At 34.4% G+C, this 26,626-nt stretch carries 23 protein-coding genes and 1 pseudogene; 21 read left to right on the top strand and 3 right to left on the bottom strand.

The window, feature by feature from the left end; translation table 11 throughout:
• Positions 1–114 precede the first annotated feature (114 nt).
• The 5 genes from ACPWTF_RS02795 to ACPWTF_RS02815 all read left to right on the top strand — a co-directional run bounded on the left by ACPWTF_RS02795 (position 115) and on the right by ACPWTF_RS02815 (position 3,876).
• Positions 115–984 (top strand): hypothetical protein, encoded by an 870-nt coding sequence (locus ACPWTF_RS02795; protein WP_427874305.1) that lies wholly within the window; start codon positions 115–117, stop codon positions 982–984.
• 44 nt (positions 985–1,028) lie between these two features.
• Positions 1,029–2,063, top strand: coding sequence for a type II toxin-antitoxin system RnlA family toxin (locus tag ACPWTF_RS02800; RefSeq protein WP_427874306.1), 1,035 nt, complete (start codon positions 1,029–1,031; stop codon positions 2,061–2,063).
• A gap of 2 nt (positions 2,064–2,065) precedes the next feature.
• On the top strand, positions 2,066–2,476 hold the full coding sequence (locus ACPWTF_RS02805; RefSeq protein ID WP_427874307.1) for a type II toxin-antitoxin system RnlB family antitoxin: 411 nt from the start codon (positions 2,066–2,068) through the stop codon (positions 2,474–2,476).
• 105 nt (positions 2,477–2,581) lie between these two features.
• Complete coding sequence (locus ACPWTF_RS02810) at positions 2,582–3,010, top strand: helix-turn-helix domain-containing protein (RefSeq protein WP_320493932.1); 429 nt, start codon at positions 2,582–2,584, stop codon at positions 3,008–3,010.
• 14 nt (positions 3,011–3,024) lie between these two features.
• Positions 3,025–3,876 carry an IS3 family transposase gene (locus ACPWTF_RS02815; protein ID WP_427874308.1) on the top strand — a complete coding sequence of 284 codons (852 nt, stop codon included), beginning with the start codon at positions 3,025–3,027 and terminating at the stop codon, positions 3,874–3,876.
• 56 nt (positions 3,877–3,932) lie between these two features.
• Here the strand turns inward: ACPWTF_RS02815 and ACPWTF_RS02820 are convergent, their stop codons facing one another.
• Both ACPWTF_RS02820 and ACPWTF_RS02825 read right to left on the bottom strand, forming a co-directional pair.
• Positions 3,933–4,166 carry a hypothetical protein gene (locus tag ACPWTF_RS02820; RefSeq protein ID WP_427874309.1) on the bottom strand — a complete coding sequence of 78 codons (234 nt, stop codon included), beginning with the start codon at positions 4,164–4,166 and terminating at the stop codon, positions 3,933–3,935.
• Between the two features lie 801 nt (positions 4,167–4,967).
• Positions 4,968–5,516 carry a type 1 glutamine amidotransferase domain-containing protein gene (locus ACPWTF_RS02825; protein WP_427874310.1) on the bottom strand — a complete coding sequence of 183 codons (549 nt, stop codon included), beginning with the start codon at positions 5,514–5,516 and terminating at the stop codon, positions 4,968–4,970.
• Between the two features lie 594 nt (positions 5,517–6,110).
• On the opposite strand from ACPWTF_RS02825, the gene ACPWTF_RS02830 reads away from it, so the two are divergent.
• The 10 genes from ACPWTF_RS02830 to ACPWTF_RS02875 all read left to right on the top strand — a co-directional run bounded on the left by ACPWTF_RS02830 (position 6,111) and on the right by ACPWTF_RS02875 (position 16,947).
• Positions 6,111–6,788: a response regulator transcription factor gene (locus ACPWTF_RS02830; RefSeq protein ID WP_427874311.1), complete on the top strand. Its 678-nt coding sequence runs from the start codon at positions 6,111–6,113 to the stop codon at positions 6,786–6,788.
• Positions 6,785–8,143: a sensor histidine kinase gene (locus tag ACPWTF_RS02835; RefSeq protein ID WP_427874312.1), complete on the top strand. Its 1,359-nt coding sequence runs from the start codon at positions 6,785–6,787 to the stop codon at positions 8,141–8,143. The genes ACPWTF_RS02830 and ACPWTF_RS02835 overlap by 4 nt, the downstream gene beginning before the upstream one ends.
• A gap of 97 nt (positions 8,144–8,240) precedes the next feature.
• Positions 8,241–9,527 (top strand): TolC family protein, encoded by a 1,287-nt coding sequence (locus ACPWTF_RS02840; protein WP_427874313.1) that lies wholly within the window; start codon positions 8,241–8,243, stop codon positions 9,525–9,527.
• 25 nt (positions 9,528–9,552) lie between these two features.
• Positions 9,553–10,641 carry an efflux RND transporter periplasmic adaptor subunit gene (locus tag ACPWTF_RS02845; RefSeq protein ID WP_427874314.1) on the top strand — a complete coding sequence of 363 codons (1,089 nt, stop codon included), beginning with the start codon at positions 9,553–9,555 and terminating at the stop codon, positions 10,639–10,641.
• Between the two features lie 32 nt (positions 10,642–10,673).
• Positions 10,674–13,778, top strand: coding sequence for an efflux RND transporter permease subunit (locus tag ACPWTF_RS02850; RefSeq protein WP_427874315.1), 3,105 nt, complete (start codon positions 10,674–10,676; stop codon positions 13,776–13,778).
• A gap of 200 nt (positions 13,779–13,978) precedes the next feature.
• A complete protein-coding gene (locus tag ACPWTF_RS02855) occupies positions 13,979–14,419 on the top strand; it encodes a hypothetical protein (RefSeq protein ID WP_427874316.1) in 441 nt (146 codons plus the stop codon).
• A gap of 265 nt (positions 14,420–14,684) precedes the next feature.
• Positions 14,685–15,020 (top strand): hypothetical protein, encoded by a 336-nt coding sequence (locus ACPWTF_RS02860; RefSeq protein ID WP_250836490.1) that lies wholly within the window; start codon positions 14,685–14,687, stop codon positions 15,018–15,020.
• Between the two features lie 84 nt (positions 15,021–15,104).
• Positions 15,105–15,899, top strand: a complete 795-nt coding sequence (locus tag ACPWTF_RS02865) for a helix-turn-helix domain-containing protein (protein WP_427874317.1) — start codon at positions 15,105–15,107, stop codon at positions 15,897–15,899.
• A gap of 260 nt (positions 15,900–16,159) precedes the next feature.
• A complete protein-coding gene (locus ACPWTF_RS02870) occupies positions 16,160–16,582 on the top strand; it encodes a DoxX family protein (RefSeq protein WP_427874318.1) in 423 nt (140 codons plus the stop codon).
• Between the two features lie 20 nt (positions 16,583–16,602).
• Positions 16,603–16,947, top strand: a complete 345-nt coding sequence (locus ACPWTF_RS02875) for a dimethylsulfonioproprionate lyase family protein (protein ID WP_427874319.1) — start codon at positions 16,603–16,605, stop codon at positions 16,945–16,947.
• A gap of 83 nt (positions 16,948–17,030) precedes the next feature.
• Here the strand turns inward: ACPWTF_RS02875 and ACPWTF_RS02880 are convergent, their stop codons facing one another.
• Positions 17,031–17,468 carry a cupin domain-containing protein gene (locus ACPWTF_RS02880; protein WP_427874320.1) on the bottom strand — a complete coding sequence of 146 codons (438 nt, stop codon included), beginning with the start codon at positions 17,466–17,468 and terminating at the stop codon, positions 17,031–17,033.
• 124 nt (positions 17,469–17,592) lie between these two features.
• Between ACPWTF_RS02880 and ACPWTF_RS02885 the strand changes: the two genes are divergently transcribed.
• The 6 genes and pseudogenes from ACPWTF_RS02885 to ACPWTF_RS02910 all read left to right on the top strand — a co-directional run bounded on the left by ACPWTF_RS02885 (position 17,593) and on the right by ACPWTF_RS02910 (position 26,246).
• Positions 17,593–17,820 carry a DUF2683 family protein gene (locus tag ACPWTF_RS02885; protein WP_427874321.1) on the top strand — a complete coding sequence of 76 codons (228 nt, stop codon included), beginning with the start codon at positions 17,593–17,595 and terminating at the stop codon, positions 17,818–17,820.
• On the top strand, positions 17,810–18,109 hold the full coding sequence (locus tag ACPWTF_RS02890) for a type II toxin-antitoxin system RelE/ParE family toxin (protein ID WP_427874322.1): 300 nt from the start codon (positions 17,810–17,812) through the stop codon (positions 18,107–18,109). The genes ACPWTF_RS02885 and ACPWTF_RS02890 overlap by 11 nt, the downstream gene beginning before the upstream one ends.
• Before the next feature lie 1,160 nt (positions 18,110–19,269).
• Positions 19,270–19,863 (top strand): TetR/AcrR family transcriptional regulator, encoded by a 594-nt coding sequence (locus ACPWTF_RS02895; protein WP_427874323.1) that lies wholly within the window; start codon positions 19,270–19,272, stop codon positions 19,861–19,863.
• A gap of 247 nt (positions 19,864–20,110) precedes the next feature.
• Positions 20,111–21,328 carry an efflux RND transporter periplasmic adaptor subunit gene (locus ACPWTF_RS02900; protein WP_427874324.1) on the top strand — a complete coding sequence of 406 codons (1,218 nt, stop codon included), beginning with the start codon at positions 20,111–20,113 and terminating at the stop codon, positions 21,326–21,328.
• Positions 21,329–21,340: 12 nt separating this feature from the next.
• Positions 21,341–24,503: pseudogene (locus ACPWTF_RS02905) on the top strand (efflux RND transporter permease subunit).
• A gap of 324 nt (positions 24,504–24,827) precedes the next feature.
• Positions 24,828–26,246 carry a TolC family protein gene (locus ACPWTF_RS02910; RefSeq protein ID WP_427874325.1) on the top strand — a complete coding sequence of 473 codons (1,419 nt, stop codon included), beginning with the start codon at positions 24,828–24,830 and terminating at the stop codon, positions 26,244–26,246.
• The last annotated feature ends 380 nt before the right edge of the window (positions 26,247–26,626 follow it).

Raw genomic sequence — 26,626 nt, forward strand, 5'->3', positions numbered from 1 at the left:
GGAAGGACTGTCCTTTTTTTTTGTTTAATAAATCAGGTAAAAATACGTGGTTGTTGAAATATGTAAAATAATATTTTTGGAAAATAGTTTCACCATCTCAACTTAAAATGAATTATGTTTGACAACTTAGATTTTAAAATTTTAAATAATTCCGACTATAAAGAAGATTCCGTAAGAGAAGATATAATAATGCCTATTTTAAAAAGATTAGGATATAGCTCAACTGGAAATAATAAAATTAGAAGAGGAATTTCCTTAATTCATCCATTCGTTAATATAGGTTCAACACAAAGAAAAATAAACATTGTTCCAGACTATATACTTGAAACAGAAAATGGCTTTCAATGGATTTTAGATGCTAAATCTCCAAATGAAAATATTTTAAAGAGTGGGAACGTAGAGCAAGCATATAGTTATGCTATAAATCCAGAAATTAGAAGTAAAATATATGCTTTATGTAATGGACGAAAATTAACAGTTTTTCATATAAGTGAGACAGAACCATTATTAAGTATTAATATTGAAGATATCGATCAAAATTGGGCGAGTGTTCAAGAAATTTTGAGCCCTTTACATTTAGAAAAACCTTTCTTAAAATTTTTTATTCCTGATTTAGGAATACATCTTTCAAAACTAGATAATGATCTAGAAACGCCTTATTTTTTCGTTCCATCAATGGTTCAAGGAATCCATAAAATTAACGATGATTTATATACCATTTTTTCAGTTGTCTCTTTTGATCAAGAATTTAGTGTGTCGTTGGATTTTAGCTCCACTCAATTTAATGAGTTTATTGATGCTGTCCCTGAAGATTTAAGGGAAAAGATAATATTCCGATTGAAAAACGCTCCTTTTAATATATTATTTCAAACAGAAGAAGAACTTTTTCCTATTACAATAGAAGCTAAACGTACAGAAATAGTATATAACAACGGTAATGAGGAATACATCCCTCTAAAAGCAATAAAATTCACTAAATTTTAAATCAATTCTTTAGAAAAATATATTATTAGATAATATTGAAAAATATGAAAAAACTCAATTTAAACAGAGAATCGTACAGAAACTACATTACAAATGATTTATCTAAAATATATGGATATACAGTAGAAGATAAGCCAGGTAATTTAAAAATTTGTAAATTTATAAAAACCGGAGAAAAACAGGCTCAATTAAATATTTACGAAAATAATGATGGAACAACTACCTTATTTTTTGGAGTTGGTCAAAATCAAGAACTATCAAAAAAAATAGCTGAGGAAATTGTAAAAATAAGTGCAATTAAAGATTTTAAATCCCATAGTTTTTATATAAAATCTATAAGAAATGAAGATTTTGAAGCTCTGGTTGAGATATTAATTGAATACGGCAATGCTATAGATGAAGAAATTACTGACGGTAAAAAAACAATCATTAAAATAAGAGGAAAACAAGGCGACAAAATTGTTATTACTAAACATTCTAATAATGCTTTTCAAGTTCAAGGTAAGCCAATGTTATTGTTTAACGAAATAATAGAAGTATTATCTGAGTTTATGGCTTTTGACGAAATCATACAACAACAATTAACTTTTTACGAAACTAACCTCACAACAGCTGATATAAGAGGTGAACTAGAAGCTAAACTCCCAAATGCATTTCATTTAATTGAAGACAAATTAAAGATTATTATTACACCTTGTCTTGCATTACAAAAAATAGATGTGCAATTAGAAGATTATTCAACTTTTGCATATCCAATTTTAAGAGCAATTGAAGGCATACTAAAGCAAATATTTTTAAAAAATGGTAAAATAGTTGATTATAAAGAAGGATTTGGCAAATTTATTGTCAAAGAAAATGGGAGATATATTTTAGAGACAGAATTTGAAAAAGAGCTTAATAATATTGGAATCGCAAATAAAATTTGCAACCTCTATAAATACTATAATATACACAGACACAGTCTATTTCATATTGATGAAGATATAATTAGTTCAAAAGTTGTATCTTTGCAAGAAGCAAACAATATTATAGCAACATCTTTAGCAATAATTGATGATTGTTATGATTGTTTAAATTAGTAATGGAGAATAACAATTACATACTAAAAAAGATTAATGACAATCAGTATAATTTTATATTGATTAGTACTGATATGTCAAGACTTCACGAATACATTTCAAATGTTGAAACTGAATTAAGAGACTATAAAATAAAAAGTTTTATACTTTTTGATTTACTCTTAAACAACAACATTGATGACCGATTTTATAAATGTTATTTTGACGGAAATTGCTTTATTAGAAATACTTTATCAAAAGTTCAAAATAATGATATCGATAGTAAGACAGTCTGTATTTCTTCTTTATATTATTTAAATAATGATTATTTATTTGAAGATTTATTTTTTACAAAAGAATACAAAAAACATCTTTTCAAAAATCTTCAAAATCTAGTAAAAAAAAATTCTGGGAAAATTATCTCTCAATATTGAATTTTTAAAAAGAATTAACTAAAAAAACCTCGACCTTAAAAAATCGAGGTTTTTCATTTTAAATATTGTCCCGTCCTGAAATAGCGATACATAAAAAAAATCGTTATGGAAGAAAGCTCAAATTATGTGAAGCGAACTCAAAAAGACTATTCTATGTCTTTTAAATTACAAATTGTCCAAGCAATAGAACAAGGACAGCTCACAGCCACTCAAGCCACAAAGAAATATGGCATCCAATGCAGAAAAACTGTTGTAGTATGGTTACGTAAATTTGGTAACTTTGATTGGGAGAACCAATCCCTTTTAAATATGCCAAAGACAGCAGAACAGAAAATCATGGAGCTTGAAGCTCAAGTCAGGTTATTAGAAAAGCAAAAGGCTTTTTTGGAGAAGCAAGCATATGTGGCAGACAAAAAAGCGATCTTGTTTGATATGATGATTGATTTAGCGGAGAAAGAATATCATATCGATATACGAAAAAACTCTCCACCCGAACAATCGACAACTTCAGAGCAAAAGAACAAAAAACAATAGCATTTACCTGTTATTTGTTCGGGATAGACAGACAGGTTTATTATCGAAAAATCAAAAGAAGAGCATCCAAAGAAAACAAAGCCAGGCAAGTCATTTTGATGGTAGATAATATCAGAGAGATAATGCCCAGAATAGGTGCTCGAAAACTATATTATCTTTTGCTGGATAAGCTTCAATTAATGAAAATAGGAAGAGATAAATTCTTTGATATACTTAGAGCCAATCATTTATTGATACAGCCAAAACGAAAGTATCATGTAACAACTAACTCACATCATAGATTTAGGAAATATCAAAATCAGCTTTTAGATTTAGAAATTAGCAGACCAGAACAAGTTTGGGTGTCTGATATCACATATATAGGAAAAAGAGATAATCCCTGTTATTTGAGTTTAGTCACAGATGCTTATTCTAAAAAGATCATGGGCTATAATGTTGCTGATAACATGAATACAGAAAGCATTCTGAAGGCTTTAAAAATGGCTCTTTGTAATAGAAACAACAAAAATTTGCCACTAATACATCATTCCGACAGAGGTATTCAATATTGTGCTAAGGAATACCAAAAACAACTTAATAAAAACCAGATCATATGTAGTATGACACAAAATTCAGACCCATATGAAAATGCAGTTGCAGAAAGGGTTAATGGAATTTTAAAACAGGAGTTTACCATTGACAAATACAGTCAAAAAGTAGAGATCATGAAAAAACTTGTAAAAGAAGCTATTAACATTTATAATGAAATCAGACCTCATTATTCAAACTATATGCTTACTCCAAATCAGATGCACAGTCAAAATTTAATTAAAATGAGGACTTATAAAACAAAAAACAGCAGTAAACATGAGTTTACTACTGTCTAAAATTGTATTTTTATTTTTTATTAATCCTGTATCACTTTTTCAGGACTAGACATATCCTAGTCCTCACTCAAATAAGGATTCAAAATCTCCGCCAATTCATTGAGCCAATAATAATTGTCTTCAAAATTGGTTAGTCCAATTTGGAGGGTTTCGTGTTGTCGCATTACGCCGAGAGCTAAAATGCAATTTACTTGTCTTAAGATTTTAGCCATATCTTCGGGATCTATAATATGGTTAAAAAAATCAATCAGCCTTGTTTCGGCTTCTTGGGAAAGGGTGTTTGTTTTCATAAAGTGAAGAATTTAAGAAAAACCCTCATGCCTTAGTAGTCTTACGCTTCTTCACGGCGTCAAAGTCCTTTCGGAGCTTTACTACATAGCACGAGGGCAAATTTTATGTTGTCTTAATGTGAAGATTTAAGAACTTCAAATGTAAGAAAACTTTTTAAAAAGAAAGATTTTTCTTTCAATTAATATGTTGCTTTTATCAAATATAAGAAATCTATATTTCAGGAGGTATTTATCGCATTTTTGTCATTTCGACGTAAGGAGAAATCTTCGCGAGAAACTCCGCAAACTAAATCGCCAATCTTTGTCGAGCTACTTGTTGAGATTTCTCCCTTCGGTCGAAATGACAAACTAAACGAATAGACAAATTGAACGCCTTTGTCAGGCTGAGCGATCCCGAGGCTTCGGGAGAAGCCCCGCAAACTAAATCGACAATCTTTGTCGATATGCGCGTGTGATCCTTCGTTCCTCAGGATGACAAACTGCACGTAAACATTTGTCAGGTTGAGCGAAGTCGAAACTCCACAATCATTTTAAAACATAGCCTCTGGTTTCAACCAGAGGAACGCAAAGATTGATCCTCAATTAATTAAAAGAATCAATTGCCTCCAGCTTTAGCTGGAGGTATAAATAAGGAACTATAGTAAGGCTTTAGCCAAAATGCGTGTTTTGGCTAAAGCCTTACTACTATTGAATCTTTTAATCCCCTAGTTAAAACTAGTGGCTATTTAATAAAAAATGCAGGACCAAAATATGATCCTGCATTTTTCTATAATTTGATAAATCTAAATAGAAATTTCTTTTTTAGACTCTCTGGCGCTCATGAATTCCTTCTTTAATTTCTTCCACCATTTTTTTATTAAAAGCGGGTAAATCATTTGGGTTTCGGCTGGTTACTAATCCGTTGTCTACGACTACTTCTGAATCTTCCCATTGTGCTCCGGCATTTTTCAAATCGTTTTTAATAGAGAAGAACGACGTTACTTTTCGACCTTCTAAAACATCAGCATCTACCAGAATTTGAGGCCCGTGACAAATAGCGGCTACTGGTTTTTTACTTTCAAAAAAGGAACGTACAAAATTTACTGCAGCTTCTTCTCTTCTCAATAAATCTGGATTTATAACTCCTCCTGGAATAACCAAAGCATCGTAATCTGCCTCATTTGCCTGATCTAATACGACATCAACATTGTATTCCTTGCTCCAATTTCCGTCTTTCCAAGATTTGATTGTTCCAGATTTCAAACTAACGATATCTGCATTCCAACCTTGCTCTTCCAGATAGGCTTTTGGTGATGCTAATTCTGATTCTTCAAAACCGTTTGTTGCTATTATGGCGATATTCTTTTTCATAATTTTAAGTATTTAAAACGTTATTAATTTTGATTTAAGTTAAAATTAGTTATTTCAAACAGCCAGCGGAAACAGACGCTGTTAAAGCTTTCTTTAATAAAAGTTAATTAATTGAAAATCAAATTTTTATTAAAGATTAAACTGAAATTATATAAAACTCCTATCAATTTGGTTTATTATTTTATACCGTGAAAGCTGAAGAAATGATTGTATAAATTATGTCGCTCCGCTGGAGCTTTTGGTACGGTATGTTTTATGAATCTATAAATATCTCATTCCTCCGGAATTCTCTTTTGCAGATTTAAAAAATCAATTGCCTCCATCTTTAGATGGAGATTCATTTGATCAAGCACAAAAATGGCTTTAGCCAAAAAATACGCATTTTGGCTAAAGCCCTATTAGGATGAAAATCTTTCAAACCTCCAGCTAAAGCAGGAGGCAATTCAATAAAAAACTTCAATAACTTATATGACCTTATATGGTTCAAAAAAATAATTGCTATTTTTGGTAATCCTTATTTTTTGAAAACAACTTATCAGAAGATTAAAGCATTTCCGTTTTAATCAAAACAGCAACCATTATAATATACCATTTATGAATGTTTTACTCATTGAAGATGATAAACGCATCAGCGAATTTATAGTAAAAGGTTTGGAGGAAAACAACTTTACGGTGCATCTGGCCGAAACGGGCGAGATTGCAAGAGACCTCATTCAACAGGATATTTGGGACATTATTTTAATGGATATTATGCTTCCGGGAATTGACGGAATTCAGTTGGTGAAACTTATGCGTTTCAAAAAAAATCATACACCTGTTTTAATGTTAAGCGCTTTGAGCGATACTGATGATAAAGTAACCGCTTTAGATTCTGGCGCCGATGATTATTTGGTGAAACCGTTTCATTTTAAAGAATTAATTTCGAGAGTCAACGCGCTTACACGCAGAACCAAATTCAACTACGACAAAGTAGAAACCTTATACAAATTAGGAACTTTAACCATAAATCCTGAAGAACATAAAGTTACCGAAAATGACAAACTCATCGATTTATCACCAAGAGAATATAAACTGCTCTTGTATTTATTAGAAAACCGAAACAAAGTAATACCGAGAACACAGATTTTAAATGCCGTTTGGGGCATTAATTACGATAACAATACGAATGTTGTTGATGTTTATATTTCTTATTTAAGAAACAAAATTGAGCAAAACCATAAATTTATCCATACCATAAAAGGAACAGGATATATGCTTAAAGAAGAATCATGAAAATACGCAATAGATTTACTTTAATATCGTCTCTTACGTTTAGCGTTGTCTTTGTCATTGCTTCCTTTATCACGTATTTTTCTTTCTACAGCTATTCGGAAAAGATTGTATATAACGAACTGCAAAAAACGTGTTTATTGACGGGGATTTTCTATCTCGAAAAAGACGAATTGCCCGAAAATCAGCATTTGTTAATCGGTCAGCAATTCAGGGAAAATTCGCTTGAAATCATTACGCGTGTATACGACAATAAAAATCAGATTGTATACGGCGACAAAACGATCGACAATAATATCAATGCCGAAAGATTAGACTATATTCGGAAAAACCGAAAGCTTAGTTTCAAATCCAAACATCATTTTTATTTCGGAAGTTATTACCATGACAACCAAGGTGATTTTGTGGTTTTCGTAAAGAAAAATGACGTTGAATTTAAAACCATGACCGACCGACTGCAAATCATTATGATTATGGTTTTAATCATCGGATTGATTACGATTTATATTGTGAGTCGTGTGCTTTCTAATCTCGCTTACAGTCCGATAAAAAACATTATCGATCAAGTAAACGAAATTCAGGCTTCGTCGCTCGACCGCCAGATTGTTACTCCAAATTCCAAAGATGATATTCAGGAGTTGGTAGAAACGTATAATAATTTGTTTACCCGATTATCGGATACTTTTATCATCCAAAAGAACTTTATCAATTATGTTTCACATGAATTTAAAACGCCTTTAACCGCTATTTCTGGAAACTTAGAAGTGTTTGCCCAAAAAGACAGATCAAGCGCTGAATACAAAGAAATGTCTGAAAAAGTATTAGAAAATGTCTATCAGATCGAAGACACCATGAATACTTTGATGATGCTTTCTGGCTTGCGAAACAATACAGAACTCAACGAAATTTTCAGGGTTGATGAATTGGTTTGGGACATTAACGATCAATTGCCTGCTATTTACGATTTAAAAAATGCTCCGATACAAATCGTTCTCGAAGTGACAAATGACAAACTGCTTTCGATAAAAGGAAATAGCAACGAAATCAAAATCGCTTTATACAACATTATAGAAAATGCCGTAAAATATTCTAACGGAAATCCTATCAAAATAAGTCTGCTGGAACAGAATAATCAGCTTAAAATTGTCATTGAAGACCGCGGAACTGGAATTAGCGAAGACGACTTAACTTTCATTAAACAAACCTTTTACAGAGGCAAAAACGTAAAAGATATAAAAGGAAGCGGTGTCGGACTTTCGTTGGCCAATATTATCTTCAAACAAAACAATATCGATTTTAATATTGTATCCAAAAAAGACCATGGAACAACGGTAACGCTACTATTTCCGAGACTCTAATCGTTTTCTAATGTTGCTCTAACCGTCTTATAACACACCTCAAATTAAGGGCTAATATGTCGCCAATAACTTTGCGACATCATTAAAACTACTTAATTTGAAACGTTTACTTTTAACCTTACTCGTTATTGTATCGCACAAAGGTATGGCGCAGATTGCTGCCATAAACGATACAATTGTGCTGTCCAGAACACAGGCCGAGGCTTTGTTTTTGGAAAAGAATATTTCTCTTATTTCCGAAAAACTGAACATCGATATTGCCGATGCACAAGTGATTCAGGCAAAATTATGGCCCAACCCTACGCTGACTATCGGCGAAATCAATCTTTGGAACAATGCTACTGCACAGCAATTGCCGCCGTTATGGGGAAATTTCGGAAAAACTTCGCAAGTCAATGCCGAACTGGAACAGCTTGTTCAGACAGCTGGAAAGCGAAAAAAATTGATTGCGATGGAAAAAGTAGGCGTTGACATCGCCAAAGAATATTTCAAAACTTTTTTACGTAATCTGAAAATTGAATTCAGAAGTAATCTTACTGAACTGCAATACAATCAAGCACAAGAAGCGATTTATAAAAAACAGCTTTCTTCTATGCAGACTTTACTAAAAGCTTACGGAAATCAGGTAAAACAAGGCAATGTGGGTAAAGGCGAATACTTCAGGCTAAAAGCAACTGAACTTCAATTCTTAAAAGAAATAGCCGATTTGCAAAAGGAAAATAATTCGTTGCAGAAAGAGCTTAAGGTTTTAATGAATCTTCCTGCCACAAATTATATCAAACTTACCGATGAAGGTTTTGTTCCTGATAATAAAAATATCGAAAACATAAACTTAGGCAATCTGATGGCTTCGGCTGTAGAAAACCGTCCTGATATGAAAGTTCTTAAACTCGGAAACGATTATAACGACAACAAATACAAATATGAAAAAGCGATGCGAACTCCAGATGTTACACTTGGTGTAAGTTATGACCGTGGAGCGAGTTTAATGAATGATTTTGTAGGAGTTGGTTTCTCTCTTGATCTTCCGTTCTTTAATCGAAATCAGGGAAATATAAAAGCAGCAAAACTGGCAATTGATCAGGGAAAATTACTGGCAGAAGAAAAAACCATCAGTATACAATCTGAAGTATTACAATCTTATGAAGATTTATTGGTGACCAAAAAATTGTACGACAGTGTTGAAGCCGATTATGAAGGAGATTTGGACAAACTTCTGGAAGCGTATCGCAAGAACTTCCTTCAAAAAAATACCAGCATGCTAGAATATCTTGATTTTGTTGATGCATATTTAGACAACAAATCAATACTGCTGAATTCTAAAATGGATCTGAATAAAAATCTGGAAGAACTGCGCTATATCTCAGGTCAGGAAATCAACTAAATCTAATTTTCAAATACAAAAACAAATGAAGAAATATATTGTACTCCCAATATTGGGGTTAATGCTCGTTTACGGATGTGGCAAAAAAGAAGAAGTTAAAGAAACGAAAGAAGAAAAGTTTTGCATCGATAAAGATTTAAAAGAAAAAATCACCATCGAACCAATTCAAAAACGTTCCGTAAGCGAATCTATAAACCTTACGGGAAACATTACGTATAACGGCGATCATGTTGTTCAGTTTAATAGCCTCGTGGAAGGAATTATTACCAAAACTACTTTTTCATTGGGCGATTATGTTCGAAAAGGACAAGTTCTGGCCGAGATAAAAAGTACCGAATTAAACAGCATGCAGTCTGAAAGCAAATCGCTTCAATCGCAGATCACTGTGGCACAACGCAATTTACAAGCTGCAAAATCAATGTTTGAAGATGGAATTTCGTCACAAAAAGATTTACTGCAAGCGCAAAGCGAACTTGATGTTTTAAAATCTTCTTTAGAAAATGTAAAAGCCAATCTAGCCATGTTTAGCGCTAGCAGCGAAAGATCTGTTTTTTTAATTAAAGCGCCAACAGAAGGTTATATCGTAGACAAAAACATAAGTCCAGGAATGCAGATTACAGACAGCAGTGAACCGCTTTTTACCATTTCTGACTTAAAAGAAATCTGGGTTTTGGTGAATGTGTATACGAGTAATTTAAAAAATGTTTCAGAAAATATGCCTGTAGATGTTACGACTCCAGCGTATCCGGGAGAAATTTTTAAAGGAAAAATAAAAATGATGTCCAAAGTTTTTGATGCCGACGAACATGTTTTGAAAGCGAGAATTGTAATGGAAAACAAAAACCTGAAACTTAAACCAGGAATGACAGCCGATATCATTATTAATAAAAGTTTAGGCGGAGATATGTTAGAAGCTGTTCCGGCAAAAGCCGTGATTTTTGACAACAACCGTGATCATATTTTGATTTATAAAAACGATTGTACAATCGAAACCAGAGAAATTAATCCAGTTATTAAAAACAACAACTGGGTTTATTTTAAAGACGGAGTTAAAGAAGGCGAAATGGTGATCACCAAAAATCAGCTTTTGATTCACGAAAGATTAAAAAACTAATTATCCCCAAACGGATAAATACAATACAAGACATGAAAAAATTTGTACAAGGATTAGTTGCTTTCTCGCTAAAAAACTCGCTCATCGTTTTTTTCCTGACCGCCATATTACTAGTCGCCGGTATCGTGAGTTACATTCACACACCAATTGAAGCCTTTCCCGATGTAACCAATACAAGGGCAAGAATTATTACACAATGGCCAGGAAGAAGTGCCGAAGAAGTGGAGAAATTCATCACACTTCCGATTTCCAAACAAATGAATACGATTCCGAAAAAAGCCGAAGTCCGTTCTATTTCGCTTTTTGGATTATCGGTTGTAACGGTATTATTTGATGATGGCGTTGAGGATTTCTACGCGCAGCAATACGCCTCAAACCGTATGAGCGGACTTGATCTTCCCGAAGGAGCCGATGCAGAAATCGATCCGCCTTCTGGAGCAACGGGCGAGATCTTTAGATATGTTATTAAAAGTGATTTGCCTATAAAAGAAATTCAGGCAATTCAGGATTGGGTTATCGAAAGAGAATTGGTAGCCGTTCCCGGAGTTGCCGATGTGGTGAGTTTTGGTGGTGAAGAAAAAATGTTCGAAATCAAAATTAATCCAACGCAGTTAGAAAATTACAATCTTTCGGCTTTAGATGTTTACGAAGCGGTTTCAAAAAGTAATATCAATGTGGGCGGAGATGTTATTCAGCGTGGCGATCAGGCTTATGTCGTTCGTGGCGTTGGGTTAGTTAATAAAGTCGAAGATATTGGCAATATTTTAATCGAAACCAAAGGCGGAGCTCCCGTTTTAGTAAAACACGTAGCCGAAGTTTCGATCTCGGCAAAACCAAGATTGGGACAAGTCGGTTTAGATGACAATGATGATGTTGTAGAAGGAATTGTCGTAATGCTTCGTGGAGAAAATCCGGGTGAAGTAATTAAAAAACTTAAAGAACGTTTGACTGAACTTAACGAAAGAGTTTTACCAGACAATGTCAAAATTGTTCCGTTTATCGATCGTACCGAATTGGTCAATACAACCGTAAAAACGGTTACTAAAAACCTTGTTGAGGGTATTTTACTGGTATCGTTAATCGTGTTTATTTTCCTTTACAACTGGAGAACTTCGTTGATTGTGGCTTCTGTAATTCCGCTTTCGTTTTTGTTTGCTATTGTAATGCTGAGAATTCAGGGATTACCTGCCAATTTAATTTCGATGGGTGCCTTAGACTTTGGATTACTGCTCGAAGGAACGCTCGTTATTGTCGAACAAGTCTTTGTCTCGCTCGAAAAGAAAGCGCACAAAGTGGGCATGGAACGCTTTAACAGCATGAGCAAAATGGGATTAATCAAGAAAAGTGTCGGCAGTGTAGCCACTTATATTTTCTTTGCCTTAATCATTTTGATTGTGGCCTTGATGCCTATTTTCTCTTTCACGAAAGTAGAAGGAAAAATGTTCTCTCCCCTAGCCTTTACCTTAAGTTATGCGCTATTAGGATCATTGCTTTTATCGCTTACCTACGTTCCTGCAATGTGTAAAGTCATGCTGACCAAAAACATTGTTGAGAAAGAAAATATGATTTCGCGTTTCTTTAGAGAAAATCTTTTTAAACTTTTTCAATGGAGTACCAAACATCGTAAAGCTACTTTTTATGCCTTTTTAGCTTTATTAGCGGTTTGCTGTGCAAAGTTTGCTTTTTATGGATCAGAATTTATACCGAAACTGAATGAAGGTGCTATTTATGTAAGAGCGACGCTTCCAAATAGTATCAATCTCGACGAATCGGTGCGATTAACTAAGGAAATGAAAGCCAAGATTAGAAAGTTTGAAGAAGTAAAATTTGTTCTTTCGCAAACCGGAAGACCAAACGACGGAACAGATCCAACGGGATTTTTTAATATCGAATTTCATATCGAATTAAAACATAAAGACGAATGGAAACACGATATCAGTAAAGAAGAATTAATTGCTGAAATCAAAAAAGTACTCGATGTATATCCCGGAATTGCTTTTGGTTTCAGTCAGCCCATTCAGGATAATGTGGAAGAATATGTAGCAGGGGTCAAAAGTCCGCTGGCGATTAAGATTTTTGGAAGCGATCTTTTCCAATTGGAAGAAATGGCAACAAAAGTGGCCAATTCAATCAAAGATGTAAAAGGAATTGAAGATATAAATGTCTACAAAAATATTGGTTTACCCGAATTAAGAATTCAGCTTGACGACGAAAAAATGGCACGTTACGCTGTTACCACTGCCGATGCACAAGCCGTAATCAGAATGACAATTGGCGGACAAGCGGCAACCAAATTTTATGATGACGAAAAGATATTTGATATCACCTTACGTTTTGAAAAAGAATATCGTGATTCTAAAGAAAAGATCGAGGGCATTCTTATTCCAACCCTAAATGGTAAAAAAGTGCCTTTAAAAGAAATTGCAACGGTAGATTATAAAACAGGTCCAACCTTTATTTATCGCGAAGGAAACAGCCGTTATATTGCCGTAGGATTTAGTATTGAAGGACGAGACCTTGGGAGTACGATTGACGAAGCACAGAAAAAAGTTGCTGCCGAAGTCAAACTTCCTAAGGAAAATGTGATGAAATGGGCGGGAGAATTTGAGAGTAAAGAAAGAGCAACCAAACAATTGGCGATGATTATTCCTGTGGTTTTGGTTCTAATTTTATGCCTGCTGTATTTCAACTTTGGAAATTTCAAAGACACCATGATTGCTGTAACTGCGATGCCTTATGCTTTTATCGGCGGATTCCTGTCGCTTTGGGTAACGGGAACTGTCTTCGGAATCTCGGCGGGAATTGGTTTTATTATTCTCTTTGGAGTGAGCGCGATCGACAGTATTGTCCTCATTGGAATGATTAGGGAAAATATGCGAAACGGAATGCATTTAAGAGACGCAATTTCGCACGGAATTCACAGCAGAATTCGACCTATTGTGATGATTGCCCTTATGGGATCTTTAGGATTATTGCCTGCTGCGTTATCCACCGGAATGGGTTCTGAAGTACAAAAACCATTAGCTATTATGATTGTGGGCGGATTAATAACGTGTATGATTTTATCACTTACCGTTTTACCGCAAGTATTCTACTGGTTTTACCGTAAAAAAGATCCAAGCAACACAGGATCTTAATCTTACTTCTATATAAATTGAAAAAGCACCTTTAGACATTTGGTTTATAAGGTGCTTTTATTGAAATACAACGAATCGTAAAAATACCCTAAAATGATACAATTAAAACTTTTAAGGGCGCATTATTTAAAAAACACATTTTACAAAACATCAATTAAGTGCTTTAAAACCCATAGTATTCTTTTTTAAATTTTCTTTTTATGAAACAGAAAGCTGAGCATAAAGAAGCTGGCGAAATAACAGAAACGGAGTTACTGCATCATGTCAGACTTAGTATCAATCCGAAATTTCAGGATTGGGTTTTGTTTAAAAACGGAACGTATATCATTTTTGAACATGCAGATGAAATTTCCAATTTAGAGCGTAAAGCATTAAAATTGATAAAAGAGTTTGGTCCCGTTTACACAGAACGATCAGAAGATTTTGATGTCACCGATTTAAAAAATACAGAAGGCTGGATTGTTTCTGGACATGGATATGGAATGTATACGTATGTAAGTCCGAAAGAAATAAAATCTAAAAAGCCAGATACAATAACCATTGGTTTATCAGGTCGCGGAAAAAGAGATTTAGATGGCAGAAATCCTATTATTATTCATATTAATAGACAAAATTGTCAGCAAAGAGACTATGAAAGATGATGTTGTAAACGAATGACTTTTATTATGTTTTCTTTCTGGCAGATTACAAATTACTTTACACATTCTTAGAAATATCAATTCTATTTTTTTTTGCAATTTACTCAAGGACAGCACCTCATTGGTCGCTGTCCTTTTTATTTGCTTTTTTTGAAAACTACTCTTTTTATTCAAAACTTTTAACTTTTAAAAAAACTTTTAGAATACTATTAGTAAAATGTGTAATTTTAATTTTACTGTTTCAAAGACAAATCAAATTCTAACTCTTATGCCACTAACAAAAAAAATCACAGAATTAACGTCCAAAAAATACAGCACCAATATTACTATTATGGGTGACTATGAGGGCAGCAACAATACTTCGATTCTCGACAATGACAACGGGACAATCTTAGTTGTTTCAGATAGAGACCAATTCTATTTTAGAGACCAGCAGCGTAATCTCTGGCTGTCAGTTCTAGATTCATTTCATATAGACGGAAAACAACATCATCCAGAGCTTGGAGATTCCTATACACTTAATCACGGAGTACAGTACAGTTTTACAACAAAGGAGACAATTGTAGAAATGGCTTCTAATTATTTTGAAAGGCATGCAGATTGATATTACGAAAGAAGTAAAATAAATTCTCAAAATACTATTTTAGCTATCGATAGCTATCGCGATTGCGATTAAATAAAAAAACAAATGATTGATATAAAGACGTTTGAACAGGCAGAAGATTTAAAACATCCTCGGCGTGTATTAAAATATGTCCTTCTTTTTTGTACATCTGGCGAAATAACGCTTTCGGTAGATGAAAACGAATATCTAATCACAAAAAATTCGGTCTTAACGATAACGTCTGGTCAAATTCATTTTATAAAAAACAGCAACAACGCAACCGGATTTGTTCTCGAATTTACCTATGATTTTTTCTGCAAAAATGATAACGACATCGAGCTTATTTTCCACAACAGTTTGTTCTGCCATTTTGCAATGAATGAAGTGATAAAAGTAGATGACGACAAATTGGTTGTCGATGCTTTACAGCTTATTCAGCAGGAAATTGCACAAAAACCGTATCAATACCTCATCTCTATTCATTCTAGAATTCAATTGATTTTAATCGAAATCAATCGTTCGAAAATAAAACTAGGAGAAGAAATCTACAAACCAGATGCTTTGTTTCTTCATTTCCTTGAAGCCATTCGAGGGAATTTTGACAAAAATCTTTCGGTAAATGAAATTGCCAATTTAATCGGCACAACCGAAGCCAAACTAAACGAACTCTCTAAACTGCATTGCAATAAAACAGCTCAAAATATCATTTTTGGACTGATAATTTCTGAAGCAAAACGTTTGTTTACTTATGAGAAATTATCGGTAAAAGAAACCGCTTATGCTTTAGGTTTTAATGATCCTTTCTATTTTTCAAACTTCTTTAAAAAACACACGAATATTTCTCCTAAATCTTATAAGGAGAAAGTTGTTCAATTGTAGCGATTGTTTTTTTAACACATAGAAACATAAGATTTTAGATGCGCTTAAAAGAATATAAAAGAGAAACTAGTTTCTCAACACATAGCTATGTTTGTTTAAACAAGTGAAACGCCTTTTTTTACGACTACAATTCTATGTTTCTATGTGTTTAAATAAATCGCACAGAATGTTCCATTACATGCTTTTTCCAAGATTCTCTATTCTTTAAAAAGAGTTGCTGCCTGATCTTTGTATCTGATTAATTACTAATAAAATAGTTTATGAAAAGATATCAGGATTATGCCATTTTGCTTCTACGAATCGTAATGGCAATTGGATTTTTGTCTGCGGTTTCGAGTCGGTTGGGTTTATTAGGGAAACAATCTTCGGGATGGGAAAATTTTCTGGCGTACGCCGAACAAGTAAATTCTTTTTTACCTAAAAGTTTTATTCCGTCAATTGCAATTATCAGCACTTTTCTGGAGACCTTATTTGCTGTTTTATTGCTGATTGGATATCAAACCAGAAAAACTGCCATTGGCGTTTCTATCTTAACTTTTCTATTTGCGCTGGCAATGACTTATTCTTTCGGAATAAAAGATCCTCTTGATTATTCTGTATTTGTCTTTTCTATGAGCGCTTTTCTCTTAGCAACCGCCGACAAATACCGATGGAGTTTGGATGAATATCTTTTGAAAAATTAACTAATTAAATTTGAATAATTATGGAAACTAAAATCACAAAAAGCAATGAATTAGAGTGGAAACCACTTCAAGAAGAAGGTGTAAAAACAGACGGAATTTATGCTAAAGTATTGCGCTTTGATGCAGCTACTAACCGTCCACCTACTTTTCTTTTAAAATTTGAGCCCGGCGCGTCGTACCCAAATCACGTGCATCCCGCTGGCGAGGAAATTTATGTTCTAGAAGGCGAAGTACGCTCTGGAAAAGACGAATTAAAAGCTGGCGATTATTTGTACATGCCTCCAGGAAGCGCGCATTCTGTATTTTCTAGAACTGGCTGTACGCTTTTGTTTATGATTCCAGAAGAAGTTGTGGTATTGAAGTAAATAAAATATTCAATAGCCTCCCGAACAGCTGCGTAAAGTCAGAGACATTTGCGCAGCTGTTAAAAGATATTACAAAAGATTTTTTACCTCAAATCTTTTTTAATGACCAAATATTTCAAATCTGTTTTCCCTGCATTGCTAATTCCGTGCTCGGCATTTGGCGGACAATAGAAACTGGTATTTCGAACAGCTGTAACGGTTTTTCCGTCCAAAAAGAATTCAGCTGTCCCTTCTAAGATATAGAAAAATTCTTCTTCCGGATGATGATGTGGTGCGTGCGTCGATTTTCCAGGTTCGACAATGCTCATTTTTAAAGTGTTTTCCTGAGTGAAATCTTTATTGGCAAACCAATATTGATAACCAACCTTCGTTTTGGTTGCTTTGTTTATATCAAAATGATTGACACAGTTTTCAATTGTGTATTGTGGTGCTGTAGTTTCTTTTTTGGTTTCCTGAGAATAAGTCTGCTGGAAAAATAAAACTGCAATTGTGGTTTTTAGGATAGTTAGCGTTTTCATCATTTTTTGTTGTAATGTTACGAAAAAATGCAATTCACAGTAATAAAGAAATAAATAAATCATAGAGATTAACATGGAAATTAGACTTTTGTCTTAACTTTGTTGATTAACTTTAGTAAATAATATCATGCAAGCAATTAACATCACAGCGTATACAGAAGACGCTTCTCAAATTGAAGCTGTAAAAGCTTTTATGAAAGCACTAAAGATCAAATTTGAGATAGCAAATGTAAAACCATATGACTTATCTGAAGAACAACAGAATATATTAAATGATCAAGTTATTTCAGATAAAAATCTTTACACTGATGCTGACTCTGTTTATACCGATTTAAAAAAGAAGTATGAATTATAAGATTATTGTTTCTCCAATTGCATTAAAAAATATTGAGGAAGCAGTAGAATATTGTATTTTAAAAGTTAGCAAAAAAGTTGCCCTGAATTTTCTTAATGATTATAAAAAGGCTTATAAAGCCTTACAGATAAATCCTTTTTATCAATTTCACGATAATAATTATCGCTACCTTCCATTTACCAAATTTCCATACGTAGCATTTTTTATAGTTGATGAATTATCAAAAATGGTATTTTTAAATGCTGTTTTTCATACTTCACAAAATCCAGAAAAATATCCTGTAAAATAAGAATTGTCGATTATCATTGCGAGGCTTCGACTTCGCTCAGCCTGACAAAATCAACATTAAAATCATTTTCTACAAAAGTCCCAGAGGGACGAAATATTTATAGAAATAATGATTCCCTTTTTACAAGAGCCCTAGCAGGGCGAAACATATTTAGATTTATGATAATGAATATGTCGCTCCGCTGGAGCTTTTTTTTAAACCGCGTATCCATTAACCTATAAATATTTCATTCCTCCTGAATTATACGGGATGAGAATTTTGTGCTTTGTTTATTTGTGAAATTCTAATCTTTGTCGATTTGCGCGTGTGATCCTTCGTTCCTCAGGATGACAAACTCAACATTAAAATCATTTTCTACAAAAGTCCCAGAGGGACGAAATATTTATAGAAATAATGATTCTCAATTTACAAGAGCCCTAGCAGGGCGAAATATTTTTAGATTTACGATAATGAATATGTCGCTCTGCTGGAGCTTTTTGTAAACCGCGTATCAAACCATCTATGAATATTTCATTCCTCCAGAATTACACGGGATGAGAATTTTGTGTTTTGTTTATTTGTGAAATTCTAATCTTTGTCGACTTGTGAGTGTGATCCTTCGTTCCTCAGGATGACAAAATCAACATTAAAATCATTTTCTAAAAAAGTCCCAGAGGGACGAAATATTTATAGATGGTTTGATTCCCTTTTTAAAAGAGCCCTAGCAGGGCGAAACATTTTTAGATTTACGATAATGAATATATCGCTCCGCTGGAGCTTTTTTGTAAACCGCGTATCCAACAATCTATAAATATTTCATTCCTCCGGAATTTTATGGGAAGAGAATCGTTCTTGTCAACTTTGTCAAAGTTTGAAATTTTATCAAAGTTCTAACGAAAAATACATGTTCTCTCCTAGCCCTGATCGAAACGGCATCCTTTTATGCCGGGGTTCGGCATAAAAGATATAGTGAAGAGCAGGACAAATGGTCTTGAAAGTCGAAAAACATCTGCTCCAAAAAAAAATACATCAATTAAAAGTTCAATAAAATAAGGACCTCGAAAAGAATTTTAAAAACACTTATTGTACGATAAGAAAATATTATGATAAAAATATTTTGAAATTCGAAAATCTGCCATACATTTGCCTAACAGTGTTAAACGATTTAATACTTGAATACAATGGCTAGCAAAGATCGAATTTTAAGACAAAAAGAAGAGACAAGGAATAATATCCTTGGCGCGGCTTATGATATCGTAAAAGAAGAAGGCTGGAATGGTTTGAGTATGCGTAAAATTGCCGACAGAATCGAATATACTGCTCCTATTATTTATGAATATTTCTCGAATAAAGAAGCAATATTAGAAGAACTAACAGGCAAAGGTTTTATCAAACTGACAAAAGAACTGCAAATTGCAATTGATAGGTTTGAAAAACCCGAAGATCAATTAGAAGCCATGTGGATGACTTACTGGGACTTTGCTTTTACTAATACTGAATTATATCAACTGATGTTTGGTGTTCAAATGACGTGTTGCGCACAGCGATGTTCGGCTCAAGAGGGACCTTACAAATTATTCACTCAGGTTATTGCTGAAGTAATGAAAGACAGTAATCCGAGTCAAGATATCATTAAACAAAAATATTTTACTTTCTTTTCTGTTATTCATGGTTTAATCGCCATCAACATCATTAACAAGAGTGATATTTTAGAAACAATAAATGCTCAGATTTTGAAGGATGCCATTGGTGGTATCATAAAATCTATACAATAAAAAATTTTCCAATTTTACTTAACAGTGTAAAATAATTTAAACGGGATAATATAAAATCCTTTTTTTTATAACTTTCGCTTAACACTGTTAGAAAATTTAATAAAGGTAATAAAAGCTCTTTTTTTAGACTTTTACTTAACATCGTTAGATAATTTAATACTGATTCGAAATAGAATTGGAAAGGCTTACTGTATGGAAATTTGTGCACTTTTACTTAACAACGTTAGATAATTTAATTCAATTAAATATGAATCCCGAGAATGCCAGAATACCAAAGAATTTTATCCGAGAAAATGTTCAACCAATTAAAACCACTATGAAAATGAAAAATGTAATTATAACCAGTTTTATTCTGGCCTTAGTATTAAGCAGCTGTGGCGACAAAAATCAAGCGCCTACTGCTCCACCTCCACCGGTTTTACCAGTTTTAGCAATCACAAGTGCCAATACCACTACTGATGCTGAATACCCTGCTTCTATACAAGGAACTGTTGATGTTGAGATTCGTCCTCAAGTAAGCGGAAACCTAGACAGAATTTTTGTTGACGAAGGTGCTTATGTAAGTAAAGGACAAACTTTATTTAAAATCAATGAGCGTCCGTTTCGCGAGCAGTTAAACAATGCTTTAGCAAGTCTTCATGCAGCAGAAGCGGCTTTAATCAACGCTAATTTAGAAGTTGACAAATTGACTCCGCTAGTTCAGAACAAAGTAGTTTCTGATTATCAGTTAAAAACAGCTAAAGCTTCACAAAAAATTGCTGCTGCCAATATCGAACAGGCAAAAGCAATGGTAGGTTCTGCTAAAATCAATTTAGGATATACCAACGTAACTGCTCCAGTAAGCGGCTACATAGGAAGACTGCCTAAAAAACAAGGAAGTTTAGTTTCTGCTTCTGATGTTGAAGCACTTACTACTTTATCTGATGTACACGAAGTGTTTGCTTATTTCTCTTTGGGTGAAACTGATTTCATCAACTTTAAAGAGCAATACAAAGGAAGTTCTCTTGGTGATAAAATCAAAAAATTACCTCCAGTTACTTTGATTTTAGCTGATAACAACGCTTATCCTCAAACCGGAAAAATTGATATGGTTGACGGTCAGTTTGATAAAACTACAGGAGCCATCACAATTAGAGCAACTTTCCCAAATGCAAACGGAACGTTACGTTCTGGAAACACAGGAAGAATCCGTTTAGGATTAAACCATGACGATGCGATTTTAGTACCGCAGTCTGCTACAGTTGAAATGCAGGACAAAGTATTTGTTTTCACAGTAGGCAAAGACAACAAAGTAACTAAAATGCCTATTACAGTTGTAGGTAAAAGCGGAACCAATTATTTAATTAAAGAAGGTGTAAAAACTGGCGACCAAATCGTGTTAAGCGGTATTGACAAACTTCAGGACGGCCAAGCGATTCAGCCTGAAAAATCAACTAAAGTTGCCGAAGTAACTAACAAAAAATAATCAGAAGAAATAATGTTCAAAATATTTATACAAAGACCTGTACTGGCAACCGTAATTTCCATTTTATTGGTAATTCTGGGGGTATTGGGTTTAACTAAACTGCCTTTACAACAGTTTCCTGATATTGCGCCACCATCGGTTTTGGTAACGGCGGTATATCCGGGAGCCAACGCAGAAACGGTTTTGCGTTCTGTGGCACCTTCTATCGAAGAATCTATAAATGGTGTAGAAAACATGACGTACATGAGTTCTACAGCCAGTAACGACGGTACTTTGGCTATTACAGTTTTCTTTAAACTGGGTACAGATGCCGATCAGGCTGCGGTAAACGTACAAAACCGTGTTGCTCAGGCAACCAGCCAGCTTCCTGCAGAGGTTGTACAACAAGGTATTGTGACGGCGAAACAGCAAAACAGTTTCATCATGGCAATTGGTATGTACACTGATGATGAAGCAAAATACGATCAGACGTTTGTGGCCAATTATGCACAGATTAATATTATTCCGGAACTAAAACGTATACCAGGTGTGGGTTCTGCTAGTATTTTTGGTGGTGTAAAAGATTACTCTATGCGTGTTTGGTTGAATCCAACACAAATGTCAACTTATAAAGTGACTCCAAGTGAGGTTATGGGTGCTATTCAAGACAAAAGTTTGGAAGCGGCTCCAGGGAAATTTGGAGAGCGAAGCAAAGAAGTTTTTGAATACGTTATTAAATACAAAGGGAAATTAACTAAACCAGAAGATTATGAAAATATTGCTATACGTTCTAATGCAGATGGCTCAGTACTTCGCTTAAAAGATGTAGCGAGAGTTGAATTGGGTGCTTACTCTTACAACAGTTTAACTCGTTTAAATGGTAAAAAAGGAATTGTAATTGGGGTTATTCAGTTAGCTGGATCTAACTCAAATGATATTCAGATTGCCATTAACAAAATGATGGAAAAGGCTTCTAAAGATTTTCCAAAAGGAATCAAACACAATATTTTCTATAGTACAAAAGTATCTCTTGACCAATCTATCGAACAGGTTGAACATACGTTAATAGAAGCTTTTATACTGGTATTTATTGTGGTATTTATCTTCTTGCAAGATTTTAGATCAACATTAATCCCGGCCATTGCTGTACCTGTAGCAATTTTAGGAACGTTCTTCTTCATGCAGTTATTCGGATTTTCGATCAACCTTTTAACACTTTTCGCATTAATTCTGGCGATTGGTATTGTGGTCGATGATGCCATTGTGGTAGTCGAAGCGGTGCATGCGAAAATGGAGCATAAACGCTTGTCTCCAAAAGTCGCAACCCATGAAGCAATGCACGAAATAACGGGTGCTATTATCTCGATTACGCTGGTAATGGCTGCTGTATTCCTGCCGGTTGGTTTTATGGAAGGTTCTACAGGAGTTTTCTATCGTCAGTTTGCCTTTACAATGGCAATTGCAATTGTAATTTCGGCAGTAAATGCCTTAACATTGAGTCCGGCGCTTGCGGCATTATTCTTAAAAGATAATCACGGAGCTCACGATCAGGACACGCCTTATGTAAAAAAAGGATTTAAAGAGAAATTCTTTAGCGCTTTCAACAGTAGTTTTGAATCGTTGACAAACCGTTACACAGGCGGACTTAAATTCTTAATCAGAAGAAAATGGTTGAGTTTAGGCGGATTGGCTTTAATTACATTGGCAACAGTGGTAATGGTAAAAACAACTCCTCAAGGGTTTATTCCAACAGAAGATCAAGGATTTATTGCGATTGCAGTAAATACGCCATCTGGAACATCATTGGACGGAACTCAAAAAGTAATGACTGAAGCTGAGAATACTTTAAAAGCATTAGACGCTTCACGATTTGTAACCGCAATTTCAGGTTTCAACTTATTGACCAACTCTACAAGTCCATCTTCTGCAGTAGTTTTCGTATTGCTTAAACCAAACGAAGAACGTGGAGAAGTAAAAAACATTGACGAAATCATGAATCAGGTTCGCGGTAAACTGGGCGCTATTTCTGGCGGAAGTTTCTTCGTATTCAGTTTCCCAACTGTTCCAGGATTTAGTAACGTTGAGGCTTTAGATTTAGTTCTTCAGGATAAAACAGGAGGAAAACTGGATAAATTCAGCGGTATTTCTCAAAACTTTATCGGCGAATTGATGAAACGTCCAGAAATTGCAGTTGCCTTTACTTCTTTCAAAGCAGATTATCCACAATTGCAATTAGAAGTTAACGACGAAAAAGCGAATCAATTGGGTGTTAATGTAAAAGACATTTTACAAACCATGCAAGCATACTTTGGTAGTGCACAGGCATCTGACTTTAACCGATTTGGTAAATATTACCGTGTGGTTGTTCAGGCCGATATCGAAGACAGAGCAGATCCTACAGCAATTGACAGAGTTTTTGTAAAAAACAAAACAGGCGAAATGGTGCCAATAAATACATTAGTTAAACTAACCCGTATTTATGGTTCTGAAACCGCTTCTAGATACAATTTATTTAATTCGATTTCGATTAATGCGATTCCGAAACCTGGATTTAGTTCTGGAGACGCCATTAAAGCCATTGAAGAAGTAGCAGCACAACAATTACCTGCAGGTTACGGGTTTGAATTCTGGCCAGACTCGTGAGGAGATTTCTTCCGGAGGGCAATCGGCTACAATTTTCTTACTGTGTTTGATATTCATTTATTTCTTACTTGCTGCACAGTATGAGAGTTATATCCTTCCTCTAGCCGTTATCTTATCGATCCCTGCAGGTATTTTTGGAGTATTCGTTGCTATTGGTTTAACTGGAATTGAAAACAATATTTACGTACAAGTTGCTCTTGTCATGCTGATCGGGCTTCTCGCCAAAAATGCCATCTTGATTGTAGAATTTGCGGCGCAGCGAAGAAGATCAGGACAAGGTTTAGTAGCAGCTTCAATCATGGCAGCAAAATTACGTTTGCGACCAATTATCATGACGTCTCTTGCTTTTGTGGTAGGTTTAGTGCCAATGATGAGTGCCAAAGGCCCATCTGCACAAGGTAACCACTCCATCAGTATTGGGGCAGCTGGAGGGATGCTTTCGGGAGTAATTCTAGGATTATTTATTATTCCTGTTTTATTTATCATCTTCCAGCATTTACAAGAAAAAGTGAGCGGAAAACCAATCGCTGTAATTCATAACGAAGAAAAATAATAAATGGAAAACTATATAACAACCATTCTTGTCGCCATCATATTTGGCATCGGATATATATCGTACAGAATCTCAAGAGATCTAGAAACTAGAAAAGATACTTGTACAGAAATTTAACCTTCAGGGATGAAAAAATGTTTTAACACATAGAGACATAGATTTTTTATGTCAAAAAAAGAGAATAAAAGAAACTAGTTTCCACACATAGCAAAACTATGTGTATTTAATCTAGTGAAACGCCTCTTTTAAAACCTTCAAAAAACTATGTTTCTATGTGTTTAAAAAAACAACACCCAACGGATAAAAAATTTAATAAAAACACTAATGAAAAATCATATAACCAAAATCGTGACCTTCGCCATTCTGATCACGACTTTAATATCCTGTAAAGTCTCAAAGGATATTGAAACTCCAAAAGATGCATTTCCTGAGAATTTCAGGAATGCATCGGTTTCGAGTGATACAACCAGTATTGCCGATTTGGAGTGGAAAAATTTCTTTACAGAAAAAGATATTATAAAATTAATTGACAGTGCCGTTGCGAGAAACAACGACCTTCAGATTGCCGAAAAGAACATCGAAATTGCGCAATACCGTTTTACGCAGTCAAAATGGGGAAATGTACCTCAGGTTAACTTATTTGTAAACGCAAGTACAAGCAATCCGTCTGACAATAGTTTTACGGGATTGAACTTAAATCAGGCAATTGGAGCTAAACATATTGACGACTATTCTGCTGGAGCTTCTCTTTCTTGGGAAGCTGATATTTGGGGAAAGATCAGAAACCAAAAGAAAGGGGCTTACGCAGGATATCTTCAATCTGAAGAAGTAAAAAAAGCATTGCAGACCAATATTGTCGCTAATGTTTCTAGAGGATATTATAATCTTTTGATGCTGGATGCACAATTGGATATTGCCAGACAAAACCTTCGTTTAAATGATAGTACAACGAATATTATCAAATTAAAATACGATGCGGGTCAGGTAACCACTTTGGCGATTCAACAATCGGAAGCACAGAAATTAAACTCAGCACAATTGATTCCGTTATTGGAACAAAATATTGCAATTCAGGAAAACGCTTTGAGTGTTTTAACAGGTTCTTTTCCAAATTCTAAAGAAAGATCTATTCAATTAAGTGCAATTGAAGTAAAACACAATACAGCAATTGGAGTTCCATCTGCCTTAGTAAGCAGAAGACCTGATGTAAAAAGTGCCGAATTGGCTCTTAAAGCGGCTAATGCAAATGTCGGTATCACGAAAGCGGATTTATACCCAGCTCTCAGAATTACGGCTCAAGGCGGCTTAAACTCTTTCGAAACCAGCAATTGGTTCAACATTCCAGCTTCATTGTTCGGAACTGTTGCAGGCGGGCTAACTCAACCTCTTTTAAATAACAAAAGAGTGAGAACACAATATAATATCGCTGTCGCGGAAAGAGAAAAAGCGGTTTTAAGTTTTAGACAATCAGTTTTGGTTGCTGTAAGCGAAGTTTCGGATGCTTTGGTTAAAGTAGAGAAATTACAACAACAGGAAACTTTCTTAAAAGAAAAAGTAAAAACATTGCAGCAAGCAATTAAAAATGCTAACCTTTTATTCAAAAATGGTATGGCAGAATATCTTGAAGTTTTAACTGCGCAGGCCAATTTATTGCAAAGCGAATTGGAACTTGCTGATATCAAAAGACAACAACTTACAGCTAATACAGATTTGTACCGCGCTCTAGGCGGAGGCTGGAAATAATACCTGTTACATTACCCGTTAATTATTTATTTTTTGAGATGAAAACGCTGTGGAACCTTTGGGTTTCATGGCGTTTTTTGTTTTTTTTATTTGCCACGAAGGCGCTAGGGCTCAAAGTTTTTTTTAAATTTCTTGTAGTCTCAATGCTTTCGGGATTGGACATTAAACGGATTTTTATCTTATTTGTGTCCTTTTGAGTGCAGCTAAAGGAGATGAAAAGTAATCGCTAGAAACGATAAATCTGCTCTACAAGCTCTAAACAGCAATTAAATCCTCTTGCCTCATTTCGTGCGATTTCTCTTTCTGAAAAAAACAATAAATCTTAACTTATTTTCTTACTTTTGAACAATAAAACTTAGTGTTTTAGCGCTTTCGTGGCA

The sequence above is a fragment of the Flavobacterium sp. MMS24-S5 genome, assembly GCF_050320125.1.
In the GTDB taxonomy this organism is placed as follows: domain Bacteria; phylum Bacteroidota; class Bacteroidia; order Flavobacteriales; family Flavobacteriaceae; genus Flavobacterium; species Flavobacterium tyrosinilyticum.